Origin of the sequence: Leptotrichia sp. HSP-342 (assembly GCF_041199995.1) — a bacterium.
GTDB lineage: Bacteria > Fusobacteriota > Fusobacteriia > Fusobacteriales > Leptotrichiaceae > Leptotrichia > Leptotrichia mesophila.
The window spans coordinates 972221-995320 of record NZ_CP165646.1; the positions used below are offsets into that span (position 1 = coordinate 972221).

The 23100-nt window shown below is 27.5% G+C and carries 18 protein-coding genes and 3 pseudogenes; 18 read left to right on the forward strand and 3 right to left on the reverse strand.

Annotation, left to right across the window (positions count from 1 at the left end; all coding sequences use genetic code 11):
* Positions 1 to 317: 317 nt before the first annotated feature.
* From AB8B23_RS05050 to AB8B23_RS05060, 3 genes are read right to left on the reverse strand one after another with little or no spacing between them, the layout of a single operon-like run.
* Positions 318 to 1112, reverse strand: a complete 795-nt coding sequence (locus tag AB8B23_RS05050; RefSeq protein ID WP_369713723.1) for a MetQ/NlpA family ABC transporter substrate-binding protein — start codon at positions 1110 to 1112, stop codon at positions 318 to 320.
* Positions 1112 to 1768, reverse strand: a complete 657-nt coding sequence (locus tag AB8B23_RS05055) for a methionine ABC transporter permease (protein ID WP_369713724.1) — start codon at positions 1766 to 1768, stop codon at positions 1112 to 1114. The genes AB8B23_RS05050 and AB8B23_RS05055 overlap by 1 nt, the downstream gene beginning before the upstream one ends.
* Positions 1765 to 2436 (reverse strand): ATP-binding cassette domain-containing protein, encoded by a 672-nt coding sequence (locus tag AB8B23_RS05060; protein WP_369713725.1) that lies wholly within the window; start codon positions 2434 to 2436, stop codon positions 1765 to 1767. Before AB8B23_RS05060 ends, AB8B23_RS05055 begins: the two co-directional genes overlap by 4 nt.
* 329 nt (positions 2437 to 2765) lie before the next feature.
* On the opposite strand from AB8B23_RS05060, the gene AB8B23_RS05065 reads away from it, so the two are divergent.
* The 18 genes and pseudogenes from AB8B23_RS05065 (at position 2766) to AB8B23_RS05150 (ending at position 21800) form a co-directional block, all read left to right on the forward strand.
* Complete coding sequence (locus AB8B23_RS05065; RefSeq protein ID WP_369713726.1) at positions 2766 to 3614, forward strand: WYL domain-containing protein; 849 nt, start codon at positions 2766 to 2768, stop codon at positions 3612 to 3614.
* Positions 3607 to 5355, forward strand: a complete 1749-nt coding sequence (locus AB8B23_RS05070) for a hypothetical protein (RefSeq protein WP_369713727.1) — start codon at positions 3607 to 3609, stop codon at positions 5353 to 5355. Before AB8B23_RS05065 ends, AB8B23_RS05070 begins: the two co-directional genes overlap by 8 nt.
* 148 nt (positions 5356 to 5503) lie before the next feature.
* A complete protein-coding gene (locus tag AB8B23_RS05075) occupies positions 5504 to 7792 on the forward strand; it encodes an SUMF1/EgtB/PvdO family nonheme iron enzyme (protein WP_369713728.1) in 2289 nt (762 codons plus the stop codon).
* 296 nt (positions 7793 to 8088) lie between these two features.
* Positions 8089 to 9027: an Abi family protein gene (locus AB8B23_RS05080; protein WP_369713729.1), complete on the forward strand. Its 939-nt coding sequence runs from the start codon at positions 8089 to 8091 to the stop codon at positions 9025 to 9027.
* 497 nt (positions 9028 to 9524) lie between these two features.
* Positions 9525 to 9764 (forward strand): thioredoxin domain-containing protein, encoded by a 240-nt coding sequence (locus tag AB8B23_RS05085; protein ID WP_006804246.1) that lies wholly within the window; start codon positions 9525 to 9527, stop codon positions 9762 to 9764.
* 352 nt (positions 9765 to 10116) lie between these two features.
* Positions 10117 to 10488, forward strand: a complete 372-nt coding sequence (nrdI, locus tag AB8B23_RS05090; RefSeq protein WP_369713730.1) for a class Ib ribonucleoside-diphosphate reductase assembly flavoprotein NrdI — start codon at positions 10117 to 10119, stop codon at positions 10486 to 10488.
* A gap of 520 nt (positions 10489 to 11008) precedes the next feature.
* Positions 11009 to 13108 carry a class 1b ribonucleoside-diphosphate reductase subunit alpha gene (nrdE, locus tag AB8B23_RS05095; protein WP_369713731.1) on the forward strand — a complete coding sequence of 700 codons (2100 nt, stop codon included), beginning with the start codon at positions 11009 to 11011 and terminating at the stop codon, positions 13106 to 13108.
* A gap of 1031 nt (positions 13109 to 14139) precedes the next feature.
* Positions 14140 to 16155, forward strand: a complete 2016-nt coding sequence (locus tag AB8B23_RS05100; protein ID WP_369713732.1) for a P-loop NTPase fold protein — start codon at positions 14140 to 14142, stop codon at positions 16153 to 16155.
* A gap of 64 nt (positions 16156 to 16219) precedes the next feature.
* Positions 16220 to 16732 (forward strand): Fic family protein, encoded by a 513-nt coding sequence (locus tag AB8B23_RS05105; protein WP_369713733.1) that lies wholly within the window; start codon positions 16220 to 16222, stop codon positions 16730 to 16732.
* 503 nt (positions 16733 to 17235) lie between these two features.
* A pseudogene (locus AB8B23_RS05110) lies at positions 17236 to 18029 on the forward strand (Abi family protein).
* A gap of 58 nt (positions 18030 to 18087) precedes the next feature.
* A complete protein-coding gene (locus AB8B23_RS05115; protein WP_369713734.1) occupies positions 18088 to 18378 on the forward strand; it encodes a type II toxin-antitoxin system RelB/DinJ family antitoxin in 291 nt (96 codons plus the stop codon).
* Positions 18368 to 18664, forward strand: a complete 297-nt coding sequence (locus AB8B23_RS05120) for a type II toxin-antitoxin system YafQ family toxin (RefSeq protein WP_369713735.1) — start codon at positions 18368 to 18370, stop codon at positions 18662 to 18664. The genes AB8B23_RS05115 and AB8B23_RS05120 overlap by 11 nt, the downstream gene beginning before the upstream one ends.
* Before the next feature lie 78 nt (positions 18665 to 18742).
* Positions 18743 to 19750, forward strand: a complete 1008-nt coding sequence (gene nrdF / locus AB8B23_RS05125) for a class 1b ribonucleoside-diphosphate reductase subunit beta (RefSeq protein ID WP_369713736.1) — start codon at positions 18743 to 18745, stop codon at positions 19748 to 19750.
* Positions 19751 to 20370: 620 nt separating this feature from the next.
* A pseudogene (locus AB8B23_RS05130) lies at positions 20371 to 20624 on the forward strand (ISLre2 family transposase); the annotation flags it as partial.
* Between the two features lie 99 nt (positions 20625 to 20723).
* Entirely contained in the window at positions 20724 to 20966 is a 243-nt protein-coding gene (locus tag AB8B23_RS05135; protein ID WP_419950747.1) for a hypothetical protein, read from the forward strand.
* A 127-nt stretch (positions 20967 to 21093) separates the two neighbouring features.
* Positions 21094 to 21336 (forward strand): annotated as a pseudogene (locus tag AB8B23_RS05140) (DKNYY domain-containing protein); the annotation flags it as partial.
* 58 nt (positions 21337 to 21394) lie between these two features.
* On the forward strand, positions 21395 to 21595 hold the full coding sequence (locus tag AB8B23_RS05145) for a hypothetical protein (RefSeq protein ID WP_021745384.1): 201 nt from the start codon (positions 21395 to 21397) through the stop codon (positions 21593 to 21595).
* Positions 21596 to 21605: 10 nt separating this feature from the next.
* On the forward strand, positions 21606 to 21800 hold the full coding sequence (locus AB8B23_RS05150; RefSeq protein WP_369713737.1) for a hypothetical protein: 195 nt from the start codon (positions 21606 to 21608) through the stop codon (positions 21798 to 21800).
* Positions 21801 to 23100: the final 1300 nt, after the last annotated feature.

Here is a 23100-nt window from a genome sequence, read left to right on the forward strand (position 1 = left end):
ATGTTTAAAATTTTGAGACAGCCCCACTTTTTTATTTTTATGACAAAACTAAATCTGAAGGATATGATCATTCTAATAGAATTTGAGTTTGTATAGTTATATCTTATATTGTATTCTTTACTGTCCTTAACAGTTTTTCCTTGCTTTCCACTTTTCCATTTTCTCATAGTGAGTACTCTATCATCTTCTTCTACAGTTTCAGCTCAAATAGCGTTTTCTTCTCTTGTTTGTGTAACGTGTGCAATTTATAATTTTGAACTATAGGTTGTCGAACAGTTCTATTATACAACTTATGTTCTTTTTGATTTTGAGTTTTATTAAAATACAGGGAATCCTTGCCCAGCATATTTTTCTTCAATGAACTTCTTAACTTTTTCAGAAGTCATAGCTTTTGTTAAATCTTGTATTTTTTTACTGTTTTTGTTATCTTCTCTTGCCACAAGGCTTACAGCGTATTTACCATTTGTATTTTTTTCGATGAATAAAGCATCTTTTACATGAACTCCAATTTTTAGCATATGTGATGGCCAGTTAAATGCCAAGTCAGCTTCTTGGTATGCCTGCACTAGTGATGGAATAGGAACTGCCATAAATTTGAAATTTTTCTTTGTGTTAATGACATCATTCAAATTGTAAAGTCCATCTTTTGGCTTCAATTCAATTAAACCTTCATTTGCAAGTATTCTCAAGGCTCTATCCTGATTTGTTACATCGTTTGGAATGGCAACTTTTGCCCCATTTGGAATTTCTGCCTTATTTTTATATTTTTTTGAGTAAAAACCTACATAAACATCATAAATCCCTTTAACTTTTAAAAGTTTTCCGTTATTTTTCTTATTAAAAACTTGCATAAACGGCTCGTGCTGATGAAAGTTTGCATCAAAGTCTTTAGCATTTAAACCAACATTTGCAGTAACATAATCTGTTAATACAGTAATTTTTACATCATAACCTTCCTTTTTTAAGTCTTCAGCCGCTATTTTCACAATTTCATCCATCGGATATCCAGCCGCAGCAATTCTGATTACATTATCCTTTTTTAAATTTATTCCAACAAATGCTAAAACTAGCACACATATTACAGCTAATGAAATTAATAATTTTTTTGACATTAGTAAATTCTCCTTTTTTTATCTAATTTTTTTGATATTCTGTTTCCAATAATCTGTATTGAAAATACAATGACTATCATTATTGTTACAACCCTATATACAAGGGCATAGTTGTATTCATTATATCCATATCGCATTGCATAGTCGCCAATTCCACCTCCACCGACAACTCCCATTACAGTAGAGTATGAGATAAAGCTGATAATTGCGGAAGTTAAACCAAGTACAAGGCTGCTTCTCGCTTCAACAAGCAAAAAATGCCACACAATCTGAAATATACTTGCCTTCATAGACAAAGCCGCATCAATTATTCCGCTATTCACATCATAAAAGGACTGTTCTGTAAATCTCGCATACAGAGCTACAGCTACAAAGCAAATTGGAAAACTTGCAGGAAACAGTCCAAAAGCAGTACCAAAAATTAATCGTGTGAGAGGTATTAATATGACTACAAATATTAAAAATGGGAAGCTTCTGACTACATTTATATAAATGTTGCATGGAATATTTATAAACTTATTTTCTCTAATGCCGCCTTTATCAGTCAAAAATACAACCGCTCCTAAAGGAATTCCCAAAAATACTGCACATATCGTAGGAATAAGAACCATTATAAAAGTATCCTTTATTGCAATTAATAATTCAGCATCCATCATTTCAGAACCTCCCTCACATAATCGGCATAACTTTTGTTTGATTTTTCATAATCCTTCTGATTAACATTGAAAATATCTGTAATTTTACCTTTTTCAATAACCGCCACCCTGCTACATAGCCTTTTAACGACTTCGAGTTCGTGAGTAACCACTAGAATAGTTGTTCCATATTTTTTATTTATTTCCTCAAATAAATCAAGAATTTCATCTTTTACAGATTTATCCAAAGAAGCTGTAACTTCATCGCAAAGCAGTAATTGCGGATTTGTCACTAACGCGCGAGCAATCGCTACTCTCTGCCTTTCACCGCCGCTAAGGGAAGCAATAAACGAGTCTTTCCTCTCAGACAGCCCGACAAATTTTAAAACTTCTTCAACTTTTTCAGCTGAAAACTTTTTCTTTAAAATTAACGGAAGAGCAACATTATCAAAGACATTTTTGTTATACAAAAGATTAAATTCCTGAAAAATATAAGCAGTTTCAGTATTCTTTGCAATATTAATTTCTCCTTTATCAGCCTTCAAAAGCCCTTGAACAATCCTCAAAATCGTTGATTTTCCACTTCCTGACTGCCCGATTAATCCAAAGATTTCCCCATTGTTAATCTTCAAATTTATTTTCAAATCAAAATTAGTATAATTTTTTTCAATATCTCTAAGTTCTACCATCTCACCTCCAATTATTTTTGTATTTAATTTTAAAATGTAATAACTTCAAAATTATATCATACTTTTTAAAATTAGGGAATATTGTTTGGAAAAAAAGTGAATTCTATTTTGGGGAACAGAAATAATTAAAATTAATTGATTTTTTTTTGATATTTTCAGCGTTTTCTATTTTTTAGGGGAACAAAAATTAAAAACAAATATTTCCTTGAATTTATATTTGAGATTAGATATAATTTGTATAGAAATAAAAAATTAAAATTAAATCTTTGGAAAATAACTTAAAATTAGGTTTGGGAGTTTAAAAAAAGTATTGTTTTAGGAGATTGGCTATGAAGAAGGTTAGAGTTACAATTTCGGATTTTATGAATGAAATTATAAAAAGTGATTCGGAGTATTTTAAAATACCCGTGGGAAGAATAGGGAACATAATTTTTAAATATTATATGGACAAAAATTTGAATAAAGTGGAATTGGGAAACTTTTCAGGGGAAGTGCTTCAGTTTAACTTGAATAAAAATAATGATGAAATTTTTATGGATACTTTTGTTAGAAGCAGAGTTGAAACTGAGGCTGAATATTGGCGAAATATAATTTTTACGTATATTAATAATTTACGATATAGACGTGAAGAAATATTATTTGAAAAGATTTTTAGGAAAATTAAGGAAGGAATACAGGGTAAGAGAAAGATAAAAATAAAATATCACAAATATATAAGGTTACTAAATCCGTATTTTGTAAAAGTGGCAGATGATGAAAACAGATCTTACCTGTTCTGCTACTGTGAAAAAAATAATGACTATAGGAATTACAGAATTTCAGAAATAGAAGAAGTATGGTTTACAAATGAAAATATTGAAATAAAAGATAAAAAATATATTGATGATGTGTATAAAAATTTTGATCCGTTTCTATCGTATAAGAACACAGTTAAAGTTGAATTTACAGAAAAAGGAGTGGAATTATATGAAAAAGTTTTGACAAACAGACCTAGACTTTTAAATAAGAAGGATGGAATTTATACCTTTGAATGTGATAACAAACTTGCATTGGTATATTTTGCACAATTTTTTTCAAATGTAAAAATCTTGGAACCAATTGAATTACAGAAAAAATTAAAAAATGAACTTAAAAGGACAATAGCAATATATGAAAATAAGGAGGAAGAAAATGTTTAGATTAAGAGGGAGCAGAAGAAGAAAAACGGAGGAAATTATCAAAAAATTTTTAAAAAGTTATGCTCAAAATGAGAAAAGTGAAAATAAAAAGGATTTGAGAAGCTGGTTAATTTTTGAACTGCAAAATGAACTAGTGGTAAAGAAGCCAGAGGAAATAGAAAAAATGGCTGATGAACTTATGGCAGGAGTTGAAATTTATTTTGACAAGAAAAAGGAAGTGGAAAAATATCAAAAAGTTGGGATAAATAGCAGTGATTATGTGGGAGATGTGATACTGGATAAAATTTCGGAAGATGTAATAAATGCGGAAATTGTGGATAGAAAACAAATTATTAGAGATATGAAGGAAAGCAGTGAAATTTTAGCAAATTACAATGAGGCTATGATATATGAAGCGGCTGCAATAAATGATCCACAAGTAGTGGCAAACACATTAAGTGCAGCTAAAGCAAATGTTTATGTTGACAATGTAAATTTAACTATAGGCAAGTCAAATGAGGAAATTTTGTCAGCACTTACAACTAAAACTGGAGAAATAAGCCAAAATCCTAATTTAGATGGATTTATATTTGAAGAACGTCACGCTGGAACGTTCAATATAGATGCGGCAGTTAAAGAAAAAAACTACTATGCAAAGGCACTAAAACCAGAAATAGGCGAAATTTATGGAAAAAATTCGATTGATATGACAATAGAAGATTCTGGCAAGATTGTAAGAAAATATCAGGCAAAAGCCTATAAAAATGCCAATGAAACTGCAAAATCATTTTATGACAGACAACAAGGCTACAAATATAAATTTCAGTCAAAATTAGTTCCATCAGATCAGACTGGAGATATTCCAAATTCAGTAGATAAGATGAAATTTGGAGAAGTGGAAAGTAAAAATATAAGCAAGGAAGAAATAAAAAATATTCAGCAAAAATACCAGTCTGGCGACAAAGAAGCAGTGAAATTCAGTTTTGAAAAAGACGTAGACGCTCTTGCAATAAGCAAACAACTAGGAAAACAGGCTGTAATCAATGGAACTATGGGAGTTGGTATTGGAATGGCTTTAGATGTTGGAACAAAACTTGTTTCTGGAGAAGAAGTGGAAGTTGCTGAAGTAATTGAGGCTGGAGTGAAGACTGGAACTTCAATGGGACTTTCAACAGCAGTTGCAGGTGGAATAAGAGTTGCAGTTCAAAAAAATGTTCTACCAAAAGTTCTTACAGGAGTCTTAGCAAATAATAATATTGTCGGAGCAATTGCGGCATCTTCAATGGATATTATAGGAACAGCGTTTAAATTAGGTTCGGGTGAAATAAGTTTAGGAGAAGCTACAAAAAGAGTAGGAACATCAGTGGGCTCTGATTACGGAGCAATAGTTGCTTCAAATGCTGGTTTTATAGGTGGAATGGCAGTGGCTGGAGCAATTGGGCTGGGAACATTGGGAGTTGCTGGAGCAGTTGTTGGTGGAACAGTAGCACTTGTGGCAGGAGCAGTATGTGGAGTAGTGGGAAGTAAAGTTGGCGGAGCGGTAGCCAAAGGAGTAGGAACTATTGCAAAACCTGTAATTGATGGTTCAACTGAAATAGTAAAAAAAGGGATAGAGGCAGTAAAAAGAGTTGCAAAAGGAGCATGGGAAGGATTGAAAGCAGTTAGAACAGGAGTAGTTTCAGGTGTAAAAGCGGTAAAAAGTACTATAAGTTCAGCATTTGATGCAGTTGGGAGTTTTTTGGGAGGATTATTTGGTTGGTAAAAATAATAATATCATTTTAAAATTGAAGTTAAAAAATTCTAATTACACTTTGTAATGTTAGGTTTATTTAATTTTTATCAGTTTAATTTTAGATGAGTTCGAGCATATTTATAAAAAAACTGAAATAAGTAAAAAATCAGGAGGAAAAATGGAAACAAATTTATCAAAGTATTTAAGGGCAAGAAGACCTATAATTTGGGTACACAGTGGAGATTACAAGGAAGTTGACACAATTGTAACAGAAGCGACTAAAGAATATAAAAATAAGGCGATTTTTGAATATAGGGCCTTTGGAGCTGTGAATTTTGAAACGAAGGTTAAAAGTGATGAAATTGTGGATTTGTACAGTTTTTTTAATATTCTGTTTTCGGAAGGTGTGAAAACTAATGTGTTTTTGATAATTAAGAATGCAGAAGAAGAAATGAAAGATGCTAGAAATATTGCACTTATAAAGAAAATAGCAGAAACTAGATATTCAAATTCAGATTATAATTTTACGGTGATTGTTGTAACAGAAATAGAAACAGTGCCGAAGGATTTGGAAAAATTTACTTCAATACTCGATATTCCAAACATGACAAAAGAAGAGATTGAAAAATATATTTGGAACTTTGCTAAGGAAAATAAAGTGAATGTGGATAAAAAAGATGTTGGAGAAGTGGCGATTTCGTTAAAAGGGTTGACAAAACTGGAAATAGATCACGTTCTGAATATGATAATTGAATCTAAAAATAATATTTCAATTTCGGGAAGAGATATAATAATTCGTGAAAAAGGACAAATAATTAAAAAATCTTCAATTTTGGAAATTATTGATTTTAAGGAAAAAATAGAAGAAATTGGTGGGCTTGAAGGGTTGAAAGAATGGTTAAGTTCTAAGGCACAAGTATTTAGAAGGCTAGATGAAGCCAAGAAATTTGGAGTGGATACGCCAAAAGGAGTATTGCTTGTAGGAATGCCAGGCTGTGGTAAAAGTTTGGCGGCAAAAGCAAGTGCAAGATTGTTTAATGTTCCATTATTAAGGCTGGATATAGGAAGACTTTTGGGAAAATACGTTGGAGAATCCGAACACAATATGAGAGTGGCACTAAAAACAGCCGAATCAATAAGTCCGTGTATTTTATGGATAGATGAAATAGAAAAAGCGTTTGCAGGAATAGATCAAAACGGTGGAGCAAGCGACATAACAAAACGTCTATTTGGACAATTTTTGACTTGGTTACAGGAAAAAGAAAACACAGTATTCGTAGTAGCAACAGCCAACGATATAACAGCATTCCCGCCAGAATTTCTAAGAAAAGGTCGATTTGATGAAGTATTTTTCATAGACTTCCCGAATGAGGAAGAAAGAGAAAGAATATTTGAAATTCACCTTGAAAAAAGAGGAAAAATGTCAGATGATATAAATTTAAAGGAATTGGCAGAAGAAACAGAAGGCTATTGCGGTGCCGACATAGAAGAAATCGTTAAAAATGCAGTTGAAAATAAATTTATACTAGAAACTGAAAATGAAGAAGAAAAGAAAATTACAACAAATAATTTATTAGAAGCAACTAAAAGTATAGATTCTTTATCGAATATTTTATCAGATAAAATAGATATTTTGAAAAAAAGCTATAAAAAATTCAAAATAAAATCAGCATCTCAAAAAATAAAAAATGGTAAAAGAATAGCTGGAAAACCAACATTTAAAGATATGGTTATAGTAAATGGAGGAAAATACACACCATCATTCTTTAATGAAGAAAGAGAAGTTTATGATTTAGAAGTTTGTAAATATCAAACAACACAAGATATGTGGATGGAAGTAATGAAAAATAATCCATCAGGATTTAAAGGTGGAAGACGTCCAGTTGAAAATGTATCTTGGTGGGATACTTTGGAGTTTTGTAATAAATTAAGTGAAAAATATGGTTTAAAACCTGTTTATGATTTGAGTCAGAAAAATAAAGGGATGCTAAAAATAAATCAATTAAATGGTAAAACAGAATATCCCGGTATTGCAGATTTCAAAAAAACGGAAGGATTTAGATTGCCAACAGAAGTTGAATGGGAATGGTTTGCGAGAGGAGGAGAAGTTGCGATGCAAGATGGAACATTTAATTATACCCATTCAGGCAGTAATAATATAACTGAAGTAGCTTGGTATAGCGGTACTTCAAATAAATGCACTCATGATGTTGGAACAAAAAAACAAAATCAATTAGGACTTTATGATTGTTGTGGAAATGTATGGGAATGGTGTTATGACACAACTAATAGTGATTACATATCAAATAAAATGCCTTATATATACGATGAAACCGATAATACTAGAAGAGTAAGAGGAGGATCTTGGATTACTTCACAAAGAAATTATAGCATTTTTAAACAAAGTAGAGCAGATGCTTTAAAAAATTATAATTTTTATGGTTTCCGTATTGTTAGAACAATTTAGTTTTTATAATTTTTACTTTCTTAGGTTTAGGTTTTGAAATAGGGGGTTGGTTTCTTTTAATTGGAAGAGAAAGAAAATAAAGGAAGTGGGGGATTGAGGAGGTTTTGGGATTTATTAAAAAAAGTTTAAAAATGTGGTTGACAAAAAGTAACAAAAGTGTTATAAATAATATGTGGATCGTACTATATCAATGATTTCTTAAATAGAAGTCGATATAGGCTGAAATTATAATTTAAATTAATATAAAGGCTCTCTGTTTGGAGGGCTTTTCTGATATTTTGGAAAGGAGATTTTTTGTGGATCAGCCATTTAAAAAGTTCAAAGAACAAGAAATGATTATATCAAGTAGGATGAGTATTGATGAAGATACACTTTCTGTTTTAAAGAGATTTAACTATTATTCTATTATAAATTTTTATAAAGCTCCTTTTTTAGAAAAAAATAAAAATTTGAGGGGAAAAGATAAATATATTGAAAATTTTAAATTTAAGTATTTAAAAAGTCTTCATGATTTTGATAGGGAATTGAGAATTTTATTTTTTGATAATTTGACATTGCTTGAAAGTTTTTTCAAAACAGCTATTTCTTATTATTTTTCTGAAACAAACGGAATTTTGAAAAAAAATTCGTATCTTCTTTTAGAGAATTACAATACTGGAAAGAAAAATTCAAATATTCTTAAAATTTCAATGGTGGTGAATACGTTGAAAAAGATAAAAAAAGATAATGAAAAAATGATAATAAGACATTATAACATTACAAAAGATAATATTCCTTTTTGGATTATAATTCACTATTTAACTTTTGGAGATATTAGCAAACTATATTCTTGTTTACATAAAAATGTATATGATAAAATTTGCGATCATTTTAAAAATTTGTATAAAGAAGAATATGGCAATCTTCCAAATATAACTCATTCATTTGTAAGAACTTATTTAGTTGCTAGCTCTCATTTTAGAAATGTTGCTGCCCATAACGAAAGGTTATACGAATTTTCTTCGAGAGAAACTGTTAATATAAAAAGAGTTAGTGATATGACATCAAACAGAAATCAAAAGCTCTTTACGATTTATGAAGGATTAAAATTATTCCTTTCTAAAGAAGAATTTGATGCACTAACAGAAAAATTAAAATTAATTATCAAAACTTTGGAAGATAAATTAGAAAATATTGTAAATATAAATGATATTTTATTGAGAATGGATTTTCCAAATGATTGGCATAAAAATTAACTTTTGTCAAAAAATAAAGAATATAGTTGACAAAATATTTAACGTATATTATAATTTATTTACATTAAAGCCTTATTTATTTAAGGAAAGAATGGTAATAAAAGATTAAGAACCTTATTCGTTAAGGACTACTGAAGGTATATTCAAAAAATATGCCTGTTTTTTTTATTTTATAGAGAGAATATTAATACATTAAAAGGGACTTTTCATAAACTTTTAAAAATTTTGTATCATCGTAAAACAAAAAATAAAGTTGTTATACAAACTATCATTTTTTCGGAATCCTTTTAAAATATAATAAATGACTGGATTTTAATATATAAAATATATAATTAATAAATCCCTTTATCTAGCAACTTAGAAACTCTTTAATCAAAAATTAAATATAATCTTATTGAAAAAAATTTAAAAATAAGATACACTACATATATGTAAAAAAAATCAAGCAAAACACAATATATTGTGTTTTTTATATAATATAGAAGGAGATAGAAAAAATGAAAAAAATAGTGAAATTTGAGAAAAATGATTGCAATCCGTGTGCAATGGTGTCGGATTTGTTAGATAAAAAAGGTATAGAATATGAAAGAATAAATCCATTTGATAATCCAGAAATTGCTGTAAAATATAGAGTAAGAAGCGTCCCAACAGTAATTTTGTTTGAAGAAAACGAAGAAATAAAAAGAACAATTGGATTTAAGCCAGAAGAAATCAATGAAATTATCTCAATGATGTAATGAACAATTTAAAATATAATTTAAAATAATAAATTAATACTACTCAAAACGATTTTTATTAAAATATCTAGTTTTGAGTATATTTTATGCCTAAAATTTGGAAATATACTTGAACCCATTTAAAATTAAACTACTAAAAATTATACAAATTTAGGTTTGAGTAAAATAGCTATAGCTTTTGAGTTAGGTTTTAAAGAAGTTTTACTACATATTTAAATTTACTTGAAAGTTATAAAAATTGAATAAATTAGGATAATTAAGGATTTTTGATTTAAAAAAATATTTGTGAAATAAAAATTAGCAGATTTTTCACGAAAAAGTGAAACAAATATTAAAAAGCAAGGTGAAATCGATGTATATATATTACGATTCAAAAACAGGAAATGTCGAACGATTCATAAAAAAAATGCAAGCACAGCGTCCAGAATGGCATTTTATAAAGATAACTCCAACTATGGTAATCGAAAATGAAGGACATTTTCTAACATTCACAACAAAAATTGGAGAAATTCCAGCAACAACAGACGAATTTCTACAAAACGAAAACAACAGCAAATTATTAAAATCAGTAAGTTCCAGCGGAAACAGAAACTGGGGACAATTTTTCGCACTAGCAGCTGATAAAATTCATCAAAAATACGGAATTCCAGTATTAATGAAATTTGAGTTATCGGGAACAAGTACGGAAGTGGAAAATTATATTGAGTATTTGGAAAATAACTAACTTTTAATTTTATTATGATATTTAGAATTAAAAGATGTTTTTGTTACAAATTATTTTAATTAATAGTTATTTTTTAATAAAATTTTGATTAGTATTTTCTTTAGTGATAGTAAATTAATCGCTCTATTTAAACTAAAGTTGTTGTGATTTTATTAAAAAAACGCTTATACTAAATTCTGTTTAAATAAGGGATTTATTATAAACTCTTTTAACAAAGTATAATTTAAAATAATTAAAATATAATTTTTTAAGAAACTGACGGAGCTTTTATTTGTTCAGCTACGACTGTTTGACGACTGAAAGGAGGAGTTTCGGAGTTGAATAAATAAAAGTCGTAGTCTAGCCATAGGTGCAGGATTTGCGGCAATGAGCAATCCTGCTAAAATAAAAGAAAAACAATAAAAATTATAGAAAAAATATTTATTAACAATAATTTGTTTTAAAATTGAAAGAAAAATTATTAATTTTATGTAAGCATTGAGTTTAGTTAAATTATAAAATAAAAAAATAGGAGAAGATTATGGTAGATAAAAGAGCAAAAAAATGGATATACCTAAATAACGAAATAATGGTAAAACAAGGGGAGGATTTTCAGCTTGAGAAAGATAAGGAGGCTGTTTATTCGTATTTTGTAGATTATGTGAACAAAAATACGGTGTTTTTTCACAATCTTGAGGAAAAAATGGGATATTTGATAAAAAATGATTATTATATTGATTTTTATGAGATGTATAGCCATGATGAGATAAAGGAAGTGTTTAAGCTGGTTTATGATAAGAAGTTTAGATTTGCTTCGTTTATGAGTGCATCTAAGTTTTATCAAAGTTATGCTTTGATGGATGATACTGGAGAGAAATTTTTGGAAAGATATGAAGATAGGATTGCGACAGTTTCGCTTTATTTGGCACAGGGAAATGTTGAAAAGGCAAAAGAGTATGCCTTGATGTTGATAAATCAAGAATATCAGCCTGCTACACCAACTTTTTTAAATTCTGGAAAAAAACGTTCTGGAGAGCTTGTTTCTTGTTTTCTTGATGAAATGGGAGATAATTTAAGTGGGATTGGATATGTTTTTGATTCTTCAATGAAACTTTCTTCAATTGGTGGAGGAGTTTCAATTAACCTTTCTAAAGTAAGAGCAAGAGGAGAGTCAATAAAAGGAGTTGAAGGAAGAGCTTCTGGAGTTTTGCCGATTATGAAGATTTTGGAGGATATTTTTTCGTATGCAAATCAGCTGGGGCAAAGAGCTGGGGCTGGAGCAGTTTATTTGAATGTTTTTCATTCTGACATTAATGAATTTTTGGATAGTAAAAAGATAAATGTAGATGAAAAAATCAGGATAAAATCATTGTCAATCGGAGTTATTGTTCCAGATAAATTTATGCAGCTGGCAATGGAAGATGAAGTTTGCTACACGTTTAATCCACACACAGTATTTCTGGAATATGGACAATATCTGGATGAGATGGATATGAACGAAATGTATGAAAAACTGGTTGATAATCCAAATGTTAAAAAGAAAAAAATAAACGCAAGGGAACTTCTTGTAAAAATTTCTCAAACGCAAAAGGAAAGCGGGTACCCTTATTTATTCTTTAAAGATAATGCAAATAAAGAACACGCATTAAAAGAAATCGGAACAGTTAAGTTCTCAAATCTATGTACTGAAATTATGCAATTATCAGAAGTTTCAGATATTAATGCGTATTATGAAGAAGACACTATAAGACGTGGAATTTCATGTAATTTAGGTTCATTAAATATTGCAACTGTAATGGAAAACAAGAGAATAAAAGAAGCTACAAAAGCAGCAATTGACTCGCTTACAATGGTATCAGACTTGACAAACATTGATATTGTTCCATCAATAAAAAAAGCAAACGATGAGCTGCACTCAGTAGGGCTGGGAGCAATGAACCTGCACGGATACTTGGCTAAAAACTTTATTATGTATGAAAGCAAGGAAGCGCTTGACTTCTGTAACGTATTCTTCATGATGGTAAACTTCTATTCATTGGAACGTTCAATGGAAACTGCAAAAGAAAAAGGCGAAACTTTCAAGGATTTTGAAAAATCTGAATACGCCAACGGAAACTATTTTGACAAATACATCACAAAAGAATACATGCCACAAACAGAAAAAATAAAACAGCTATTTGAAGGAATCTACATCCCAACAAAAGAAGACTGGGCAAACCTAAAAGAGCAAGTAATGAAACACGGAGTCTACAACGCTTACAGAATGGCAATCGCCCCAAACCAGTCAACATCCTACATAATGAATTCTACTGCTTCAGTAATGCCAGTAGTTGACACAATTGAAGTAAGAGAATACGGAGACAGTACGACATTTTATCCTATGCCTTACCTAACAAACGACAACTACTTCTTCTATAAGTCCGCTTACGATATGGATCAAAAAAATATCTTGAAACTAATTTCTGTAATTCAAAGACACGTAGATCAAGGAATCTCAACTATCTTGTATACAAAGAGTACAGACAGCACTAGGGATTTGGCTAGACTTTATATTTATGCACATAGGCTGGGGTTGAAGTCGCTTTATTATACTCGGACTCGGAAGGCTACGATTGAGGAGTGTATAAGTTGTTCGGTGTAAGGTAAAAAAAATTTGGTGAAATATCGCAATTTATGTAAAAAAGCTTGATAACATAAATCAAGGAGATTAAAATGAAAGATTTTATTGATAAGTTATGTGAAAAAATATTTAAATATTTAAAAAAAAATGAATTTAGTATATTATTATACTTTACAATTAACTTTATATTATTATTTGTATTAAAATATAATTTTGCAATAATAAAAATGTTTTTTTATTATACAAATAAAGTTTATAATATTCTTGACAAAGTACTTTTAACAGGTATGGTTATAATGTCATTTTCGTTTAGCTCTTATTTGCATTCCTTTAAATTAACTAATAAAAATATTAAAAAAATTTTGTTTTTTTTTCATTATACTTTTTTATTTCAAATTTTATCAATAAGTAAAGAAAATAATAACTATACTATAAGTAATACTATTATATATTTAACATTTATTTTGTTATTTTATTTAGCTGGTATTGACCGAAGAAGTTATAAAGGTTATTTATTTGCACCACTATTTGTTATAATAATAATTTTATTTATTATAATAAAAAATCAATCAGATTTTTTGTCTTTTAAAGAAGCTGGTGGTTTACGTAAAAATTTTTATTATTTTAGATTTTCAGTTGTCTGGATACTAATACCTTTTCATTTCCTTTTTGAATTTTTTTGTTTTATAAAAGGTTATAGTTTTAGAGATAGAGAAAAAATAAAAAATGGAAATGCAATATTTAATGATGATAAAGCTAATTTTTTAAAAGAAAGAATAGAAAAGAGCAAAGGAATTTTAAGTTTTAGTTTTAAAAATGAAAATATAAAAAATAATTTTATTTATAATATAAAGAGGATACACAATCAAAAGTATGATATAGTATATAGAGATAAATCATATTATTTAAATAATTGGCATTTTGAAAAAAGTCTACCTAAAATTAAGAAAAAAAATAAAAAAAAGAGAAAAAGTAAACTATATAAATTTTTGTATAATTTTTTTTGTGATGAAGGAAAAGTTTATTATGAAAGTGAAAAAATAAAAAAGAGAATGTTAATAATTGATATTGATAATATTGAAGAAAGTATAAATAATGAATTTGAAAACATAAAAAATAAATTCAAATTTGATGTATTAATTACATTATCTATGAAAGATGATTTATTTTCATCAAGAAGAGAAGATATAAAAAAATTAAAGGAAAATATAGATTCTGAAAAAAATTCGATATTAATAGATAATATTTGGGGAAATGGAAAAACTTTTTTTATAAAAAAATTTATGGATAAGTATAATGATAATTTTGAGTTTATTTATATAAAAGTTCCTTATTTTGATACTAAAATGGAGTTCAGAAAAAAAATATTAGTAGAAATAAATAGGATTTTTAAGAAAAATAATATTATTACAAGTTCTTTAAAAGATTTAATGTCTTATTTTAATATTAATAATGAAAATATTAAGTTAGGATTTGTGAGTTTCGATTTTAATAAATTTATAAATAGCAATATGTATGATGATTATAGAGAAGTTTTGATTAATCTAAAAGAGAATTTAAAGCATCTAAAAAAGAAAATTATTATTATTTTAGATGACTTTGACAGAATAGAAAGTAAACAACAAATACTGGAAGTGTTAAATTTTATTGGAGAATTAAATATCGAATTAAATGAAAGTTTGACATTAATTACTTTATCTTCTTATGAAAAATTAATTAACATTATGGAAAAAGATGAAAATGTAAAAGAAGGAAAGAAATTTCTAGAAAAGTATTTTGATAAAATTTTTTATTTATCTAATACTAATTTTGTTGAATTAATAGAGTTTTTTTTAGATGTATACGACATTAATTTGGAAAAAAGAAATATTTTAAAGGAAATTATAAATTTAATAAATAAACATAATGAAAAGTTATTAACAAATGAAAAAATAAATTTTAGAAATGTAGAAAGATTTATTAAACGAATAAAAGAAATGAATATAAAACTGGATATAGGAATAAAAGAATATAACATTATTTATGAAAAAATTTTTATACTTTGGGAAATCATAGAATACCTAATTCCTAATTATTGGAATGAGTTAAAAAAAATTAATACAAATATAAAAAATCGGAAAACAAATGAAAATTATCAAAAAATAAGTTCTTTTTATAAATATATTTCACAAGAATTAAGATTACAAAATAAACTTGAAAATATAAGATCAGAAAAAGAAGAAGAGTTTGTATCTTCTATTTTAGAATCAGTACGGAAATATAAGTTAGGAGAATACAGTAATCCAATATTTTATTATTTAGATATAAAAGAAAAAATGTTAAAAATTCAAGAAGGGAATAAAATTAATCGATTATGGAAATATGAAGATTATCAAAAAGTAAATGAAATATTTGACTTTCAAAGTGAGGAAAGAAAAAAAATATTTAACTTTTTTATGCTTAATAAAGATATTAATAAATATGAAACTTTAGAATTAATGATACAATATAAATTAAATTATAATTGGAAATATAAAAATTCTATGGAATTCTTTAAAAATTTAGAAAATAAAGAAGAGGGAGAATTATTGTCTGGTAAAAGAACGAATGGAAAATTTTACATATTTCTAAAAAACCTATTGTTAGTAAATTTATTTATTGATATAAATAAAATGGAAAAATTAGAAGAACAGGAAAAATGGTTGCACAGTAAAAATACAGCAACGGGTTATTTTCTTAAATCTAATGACGAGTTTTTAAATTTTTTTAGTCCTTTTTTAAGAAAAAGAATAGAAAAAGAAGAATATAATAATTTTGTACAAGAAATTTGTAAAATGCGAAAAAATACAGAACAAAATATTATTAATCATGATATAAAAACAAATATTGAATTACTGAAATCGGAATTAGTTAATGTCAATTACTTGAAAAAAGATTTAACTAAAAACTTAGAAGAAATAAAAACTATTAAAGAAGAATTGGAAAAGTTAGGAAAAAAGGAACAAGATGAAATATTAAATTTTTTAAAAGGGAAGAATAATATATTATATGAAATGTGGATAGATTATCTAATTCCAAAACAAGAATAGATTTTATTTAAAAAATTACATTAATCATCATAGACATCTAATCTTTCAGGAAGGAGGAGTGATTATGATTGAAATTTTTAAAAATTTTTTAGAAAAAGAAAGACCTTTAAATAAAGGAATTTTGACAAAGTTGGAAAATAATCTTAAAACAAATTTTATTTATAATTCAAATGCGATTGAAGGTAGCACTCTTACTTTGAAAGAAACGGATATTATTCTTCAATATGGGGTTACTGTGAAAGGGAAAAGTTTGAAAGAGCATGAGGAAGTGAAGGGGCAGGAATATGCTCTTAATTTTCTGAAGGAAGTTATAAAAACAAATGAATCTTTATCGCTGAGGTTGATAAGAGAGTTTCATGCTCTTGTGTTGAATGATGATATTGAGAATAGAGGGAAGTTTAAGAAAAGTAATAATGAAATTTTGGGTGCTGGATTTGAAACGACGCCTTACTATCTTGTTGAAGAAAAGCTGACGGAGTTGATTGAAAAATTTAATAGTAGTGAAAATAATGATTTGATAATGAAAGTTGATTGTTTTCATGCTGATTTTGAAAAGATTCATCTATCTGCTTGCTGATTTTATAGAAAAGAGTGTTGAAAATACTTTTTGGATGTATTAAAAATATTTTGATGAAGATACAAAAAAAATGAAGTTTGAAGAATATTTAAAAAAGAATGGAATTAATCCGAAAGAAGTTTATCAAAAGAGATTTGAGGATTATCTAGAAACAGAAAGGGATTTTCGAAAAGATTGGGATAAATAGTTAAATAAAGGCAGATGTTATTTTATAGAAAAAGCGAAGCAAAATGAAAGTTTTTTACATTTGACAAATATCAAAATATAGAGTATAATAATTTTAGTGATCGTACTACAAGAATAACCCACTTAACTGTGCGTTGTTGTAGACTGTAGAAAAAGCTCTTTCAATTTTGATAGGGCTTTTTTGCATTTTTGAGATAAAAGGGGGAAAGGGAATGGATAAGCCATTTAAAACTTTTAAGGAACAAGTTGAGATTTTAAATGGAGAAAACGGAGGTAAATTACGGGTAAAAACTGATGATGAAACAATTTATTATTTAATGAGGTATAATTATTATTCTATTATAAATTTTTATAAAGAACCTTTTTTAAAAGGGAAAGATTTAAATGGAAATGATATTTATAAATCGGGAGTTCATTTTAATCATTTGAAAGCGTTGTATGATTTTGATAAAAGTTTGCGAATGTTGTTTTTTGATGTTTTGACACAATTGGAAAGAGCTTTTAAAACAGCAATTGCATATTATTATTCAGAATGTTATACAAATAAAGAAAGTTATTTGGAACTTAATAATTATTATGTTGGAATTAGAAATGAAAATATACATCGTATTTCACATTTAGTAAAAAAACTAAATTTTTTAAGAAATAACAAAAGAAATAGTATAATAAAGCATTATAGTACAACAAAAGATAATATACCATTTTGGATAGTAATTAATTTTTTACATTTGGAGAAATGAGCAGATTTTATTTGATTTTGGAAAATAGAGTACAAAATAAAATAATAAGCCATTTTAGAAATTTGTATAAAAATGAGTACACACGTTTACCTAAATTAAATAATAATTTTATAAAAACTTTTTTACGTGCAAGTTCATTATTTAGAAACATAGCAGCACATAATGAAAGAATGTACTATTTTTCATCAAAAAAAATTGTAAATATAAATAATATTATAGGTATAACAAATAATAAGAAACAAAAATTATTTACGATATACGAGGGACTTAAATTATTTTTATCAAAAGAAGAATATGAAAGTCTAACAAAAAAGTTACGAGAATTATTAAGTTTACTTGAATTTAAACTAAAAGATATTATGATAAACTAATTGATTGACAAAAGATATACTTTGTATGTATAATAAATATAAAAGGAAGTGATATTTTATGGCAACAGTTAATACAAGTATAAAGATAGATGAGAAAACTAAAAAAGAAGCACAGGAATTATTTAAAGATTTAGGATTAAGTCTTAGTACAGCAATTAATATATTTTTGAAACAAGCTATAAGAGAAAAAGGCATACCATTTTATATAAATTCTTTACCTGAAAATTCAGAATTGGCTCAAGCATTTGAAGAAACTAAACAAATTAAGAAAAATCCTTCAAATTATAAATCGTATAGTAGTCCAGAAGATATGTTTAAAGATGTCTTGGGAGAAGATTATGAGGGATAAAAAAGAAGAGTATAAATATTCTATTATTCTTACTAGGAAATTTAAAAAACATTTAAAAAATCTAAAAAAACAGGAAAAAGATTTAAAATTATTGGAAAGTATAATCTCAATATTAGCAAAAGGAGAAAAACTTCCTCCTAAAAACAAGGATCATAAATTAGTCAATAATTATGACGGGGCAAGAGAATGTCATATAACTCCAGATTGTTTATTAATCTACGACATAGTTGAAGATAAATTAATATTGATTTTATTAGCATCAGGTAGTCATAGTGAACTATTCTAAATTTTATATAAAATATGGGAGTTAATTGAGATAATATAAATTGATAAAACAATTTTATCAAGAAAGGAAAATAAAAAAATGGAGAAAAAAATATACGAAGCAGTGAACTGGAACACACCGGAAAATGATTATGTGGAGATGTTTTGGGAGCAGAATTTGAAGCAGTTTTGGATTGATACGGAGTATATTCCGTCGAAGGATATTGATAGCTGGAATTCGCTTGAGCCTGCGATGAAATTGGCGTATTTGCATGTACTGGGAGGATTGACGCTTTTGGATACATTGCAGAGCCATACGGGGATGCCGAAGATTATTGATCATATTGAGTCGTTGCAAAATCGTTCGGTTCTTTCATATATGTGTATGATGGAAACGATTCATGCGAAGTCTTATTCGACAATATTTACAACGGTTGCGTCTACAAGAGAGATTAATGAAACATTCAGATGGGTTCAGGAAAATCCGCATTTACAGTATAAAGCCAATAAAATTGACACATATTATCAGAAAATGAATAATCCTGAGGCTTCAAAAAGAGATATTGCGATGGCTCTGGCAGCTTCGGTTTATTTGGAAACATATTTGTTTTACAGTGGATTCTTTTTACCGCTTTGGCTTGCAGGACAGGGAGAAATGGTTGCAAGTTGCGATATAATCAAGAAAATCATAGCTGATGAATCAATTCACGGAGTTTTTGTCGGACTATTGTTCCAGGAATTATACAATTCTTTCAGCGAAGAGGAAAAAGCTGATATGAGAGCTGAACTGAAAAAATTGATGTACGATTTATATGAAAATGAAACAAGATATACTGATGAAATTTACGGTGATTTGGGGCTTACAGGCGATGTGAAGGAATACATCCGTTATAATGCGAACAAAGCCTTGATGAATCTAGGATTTGAAGAAGAATTTGAAGTGAAGAATGTAAATCCAATTGTGTTAAATGGGTTGAATGTGGAAACAACACAGCACGATTTCTTCTCGAAAAAATCTACGAATTATGAAAAAGCACTGGAAGTAGTGCATTTGCATGATGAAGATTTTAAGTTTGATGAGGAAGTGAATGCGGATGAATTGATATAGGTTTGGAAAATATAGAGAAATGGAATTTGGGTGAACTTTTATTTTTTTGAAAAAGACGGGTATTAAAAGAACCTAAATAAATCAGAAAAATAAGTATCCCCAAAATTTCAGATAAATAATTTATACAATCTATAATTTGGAACTATGAATTGTCGAACCAAATAATCTTTATATTATCAACTCTTTTAACACAGAGAATTACGTTTTTCCTATAATTTCTTTACTATTTCATGGATATTTTTATTTTTTTCGTTTTCTTGATGAAAAATCCCCTGTCTCCTTCTTAAACTTTATCCATCTGTATAATGTGATAGAACTTATGTTGAATTGAAATAACGTTTTTGTTTTTTTGATTTCATAATAAAATTTAAAATTCTTTTTCTATAATTTTTTCAGGCTCTTTGTTAAGTGTGGGGGATGTAAAAAGTTTGATAACCTTAAGAAATCCTAAGTATAATGAGGTTTTTAAGATTGTCGAATTTTTTTATCCCATAAGATTTTATCTTGTTATTTTCTTCTTCTACAAATTCATTATTTATGAAGTGCAGAAGAAGTAAAAATACATATATAAGGATGATTGCAATACATTAAGGGATTGAGGCTTGCTGATAATAATATTTCCTGAAGTGTTTCCAAGAAGGGAGATAAGGGCAAGAGCGTTATACTACACTTTCTTTGCAAACTATAGGAAAAACAGGGAAAAGGCCTACAAACTGTACTTTAGTAGTGAAAAATATGGCTTCAATGGAAAAGGTAATAGGGATGCAATATTTATCGGATATTGTTAATGGAGCAGGAAAAAACACAAATATTCCATATTTAAGAGGAGGATAATGATATTCTGAAGGAAATATCACAAAGCAGAATGATTTAAAAAAGCAGTCCAAAAAAGATTATTGCATTTTTTTATGATAGTTCTCTATTTTACTCTGTTATTTGAGAAAGAAATGATTATATAAAAAATGATAAAGATGTGTATTTTATAGATACTTATAACTTATCTCAACCAATTGTAGTGGAAAAATTACCAGTAAATCCAGATAAATTTAGAGTTATAAAGAAAAATTATTTAAAAGATGATAAAATTTTTTACTATAATAGTACTTATGGTAATATGAAAGTCGAAAGAGCAGGTGCGTCAAGTTTTCAAGAATTGACAGAAAATTATGGAAAAAATAAAAATTATATTTATTTTGTCGAAATTGAAAAAGTGTAAAAGCGATAACTGATATTATTTTAAAAAATAAGAATAATATTTATTACATTGGGCAAAGATTAGAAGAAATTGCTGATGCAATGACTTTTGAAGTGATTAGTAATGTGAAGGATTTTATACAAAAGACAAGTATAACATTTATTTTATTTCGACTTTTGATTTTTATGAAAAAATGATAAAATTGGAAGGATTGGATATTAATAAAATAAAAGTTTTGAATGAGTATTATGTAAAAAATAACAAAGAAGTTTATTATCTTGGAGAAAGAATTAATAGTGCAGATGCTGAAAGTTTTAAAGTGAAAAATGGGTACAGTTCGCAAAGGAAAGATAAAAATAGAAAGTATGAGTATTGCAAGATTGCAAAATAATACTAAATCCCATTAAAGTAACAGAATATAATGTGTATAATACAATAGAGTAATAAAAATGGCAAAAGCGTATGAGATAATAGAAGAAATTTCAAATGAGATAAGAATGATTAGAAAATTAATAAAAAACAAAAGTGAAGATATAAGACTACATGTGGTAGAAATAAGAGGCGTAAGCAAAAGGAATAATGAAATAGCTGAAATTTTAGATGTGTATGAAAAAGTTGTGAGTAAATGGATAAGCATATTTTCAAATTAGAGAATAGAGATTGATAAATAAGCCAAAAGGTGGAAATCATAAAAATATGATATTTGAAGAAGAAAGGGAGTTCTTGAAGCAATTTGACGAACGGGCAAAAAAAGGTGAACTGTTAAGAACAAATGAAATAAGACAGGAATATGCCAAATTAATTGGATATGAACAGATATATAGAGTTCTAAAATGGCATGACTATTCAAAATAATGTCTAGAAGTAAACATCCAAAACGAGATTTAGTAGTTATAAAAAATTGCCAATCTGGGGCAGAAAACAAAAAGCTTACTTTTGAATTAATTTTAAAATTAAAATAAGATTAAATTAAAATTGTTATTAAATAATTCCTCTGATTTTGAAACCTTGTTTAGTTATAATATTAATAACTTCGTCTAAAAAAATTTCTTTGTTGTTACTAAAATATTATATTTATGATAAAGTTCAGCATTGTATGGTTCAGTTTTTTATTGTATGATAAATAACGATTAAAAGTATTCTATTAATAGTGATAATTAACTATAACGTTAAAAATTTCAGGATTACTTTAATACTAGCATTGGTTTGCTAAACAAGCAAGGGTTTGATGTAATCTTCAGTTTTAATAATTCCAACCGACTTTTTTTTTCAGCACTTTCATTACTGGTAGAGTAAGCCGAGATGTGTTTAGAAGTTGGAAAAACTTGATTTCAGAAATGATAGAAATGGTACTAAGCGGATTTTTAAAGCCAGGTACAGTAAGAATATGATTAATTTCATTACTGAGATTAGAAGCAAGATTAAAAATAATCTTTTGTAGTTCGTGTTTAAGAGAATTGACAAAATGAAAATGTTTTTAAGTTTTTCAAAATGTATTGGAAGCGACATTAACTAATTGAATATTACAAACAATGAGACAATTTTGAAATCTATTCTTTTCACAGGGACTAATGTTAATAGCTTAGAATGGTAACGGATAAAATCATGTAACTGACAATAGTAGCAGATGGGAGAATAATTTAAAGAGATCAGTAATCCACTTAGTATTTTTTTATCAGTTTTTTAATCCTGATAGCTTTAATATATTTAGGGTAAATAAGGATGGCATGGCAATGATTTTCAAGAAGCTGGTACAGGAATACAAGTCACAACAAATGTTTTGTAAATATCGATACCGCAGAAAATCTCATAAATAATTTTAAGAGACTTAAAACAGCTCCGATCTAAACCATTAGATTTGAATATATAGTAGATAGAAAATATCGATTATTCGCTGAGTTATAAACTAGTATTGTTTGTTAAAGATATTAAAATCACAGTTATCTGTGCTTGATAAGGTAAACTACATAAATATAGGTTTTTATAAAAAAAAGCCGAATAGAAATTCGGCTGATTTTTTTGTATAATATATTTATGACAAACATTACACAAAATAAACTGAAATATATTTTCAGTAACAACAATATTTTACTGGATTCCTTAAAATTTTGCAAGAAAAATAATATTGGCGCATGACAAACGCATGAAAAAAATC

Coding starts and splice junctions, on each gene's coding strand:
- AB8B23_RS05050 (WP_369713723.1), bottom strand. CDS start 1,112: ATGTCAAAAAAATTATTAATTTCATTAGCTGTAATATGTGTGCTAGTT.
- AB8B23_RS05055 (WP_369713724.1), bottom strand. CDS start 1,768: ATGATGGATGCTGAATTATTAATTGCAATAAAGGATACTTTTATAATG.
- AB8B23_RS05060 (WP_369713725.1), bottom strand. CDS start 2,436: ATGGTAGAACTTAGAGATATTGAAAAAAATTATACTAATTTTGATTTG.
- AB8B23_RS05065 (WP_369713726.1), top strand. CDS start 2,766: ATGAAGAAGGTTAGAGTTACAATTTCGGATTTTATGAATGAAATTATA.
- AB8B23_RS05070 (WP_369713727.1), top strand. CDS start 3,607: ATGTTTAGATTAAGAGGGAGCAGAAGAAGAAAAACGGAGGAAATTATC.
- AB8B23_RS05075 (WP_369713728.1), top strand. CDS start 5,504: ATGGAAACAAATTTATCAAAGTATTTAAGGGCAAGAAGACCTATAATT.
- AB8B23_RS05085 (WP_006804246.1), top strand. CDS start 9,525: ATGAAAAAAATAGTGAAATTTGAGAAAAATGATTGCAATCCGTGTGCA.
- nrdI (WP_369713730.1), top strand. CDS start 10,117: ATGTATATATATTACGATTCAAAAACAGGAAATGTCGAACGATTCATA.
- nrdE (WP_369713731.1), top strand. CDS start 11,009: ATGGTAGATAAAAGAGCAAAAAAATGGATATACCTAAATAACGAAATA.
- AB8B23_RS05100 (WP_369713732.1), top strand. CDS start 14,140: ATGTTAATAATTGATATTGATAATATTGAAGAAAGTATAAATAATGAA.
- AB8B23_RS05105 (WP_369713733.1), top strand. CDS start 16,220: ATGATTGAAATTTTTAAAAATTTTTTAGAAAAAGAAAGACCTTTAAAT.
- AB8B23_RS05115 (WP_369713734.1), top strand. CDS start 18,088: ATGGCAACAGTTAATACAAGTATAAAGATAGATGAGAAAACTAAAAAA.
- AB8B23_RS05120 (WP_369713735.1), top strand. CDS start 18,368: ATGAGGGATAAAAAAGAAGAGTATAAATATTCTATTATTCTTACTAGG.
- nrdF (WP_369713736.1), top strand. CDS start 18,743: ATGGAGAAAAAAATATACGAAGCAGTGAACTGGAACACACCGGAAAAT.
- AB8B23_RS05145 (WP_021745384.1), top strand. CDS start 21,395: ATGGCAAAAGCGTATGAGATAATAGAAGAAATTTCAAATGAGATAAGA.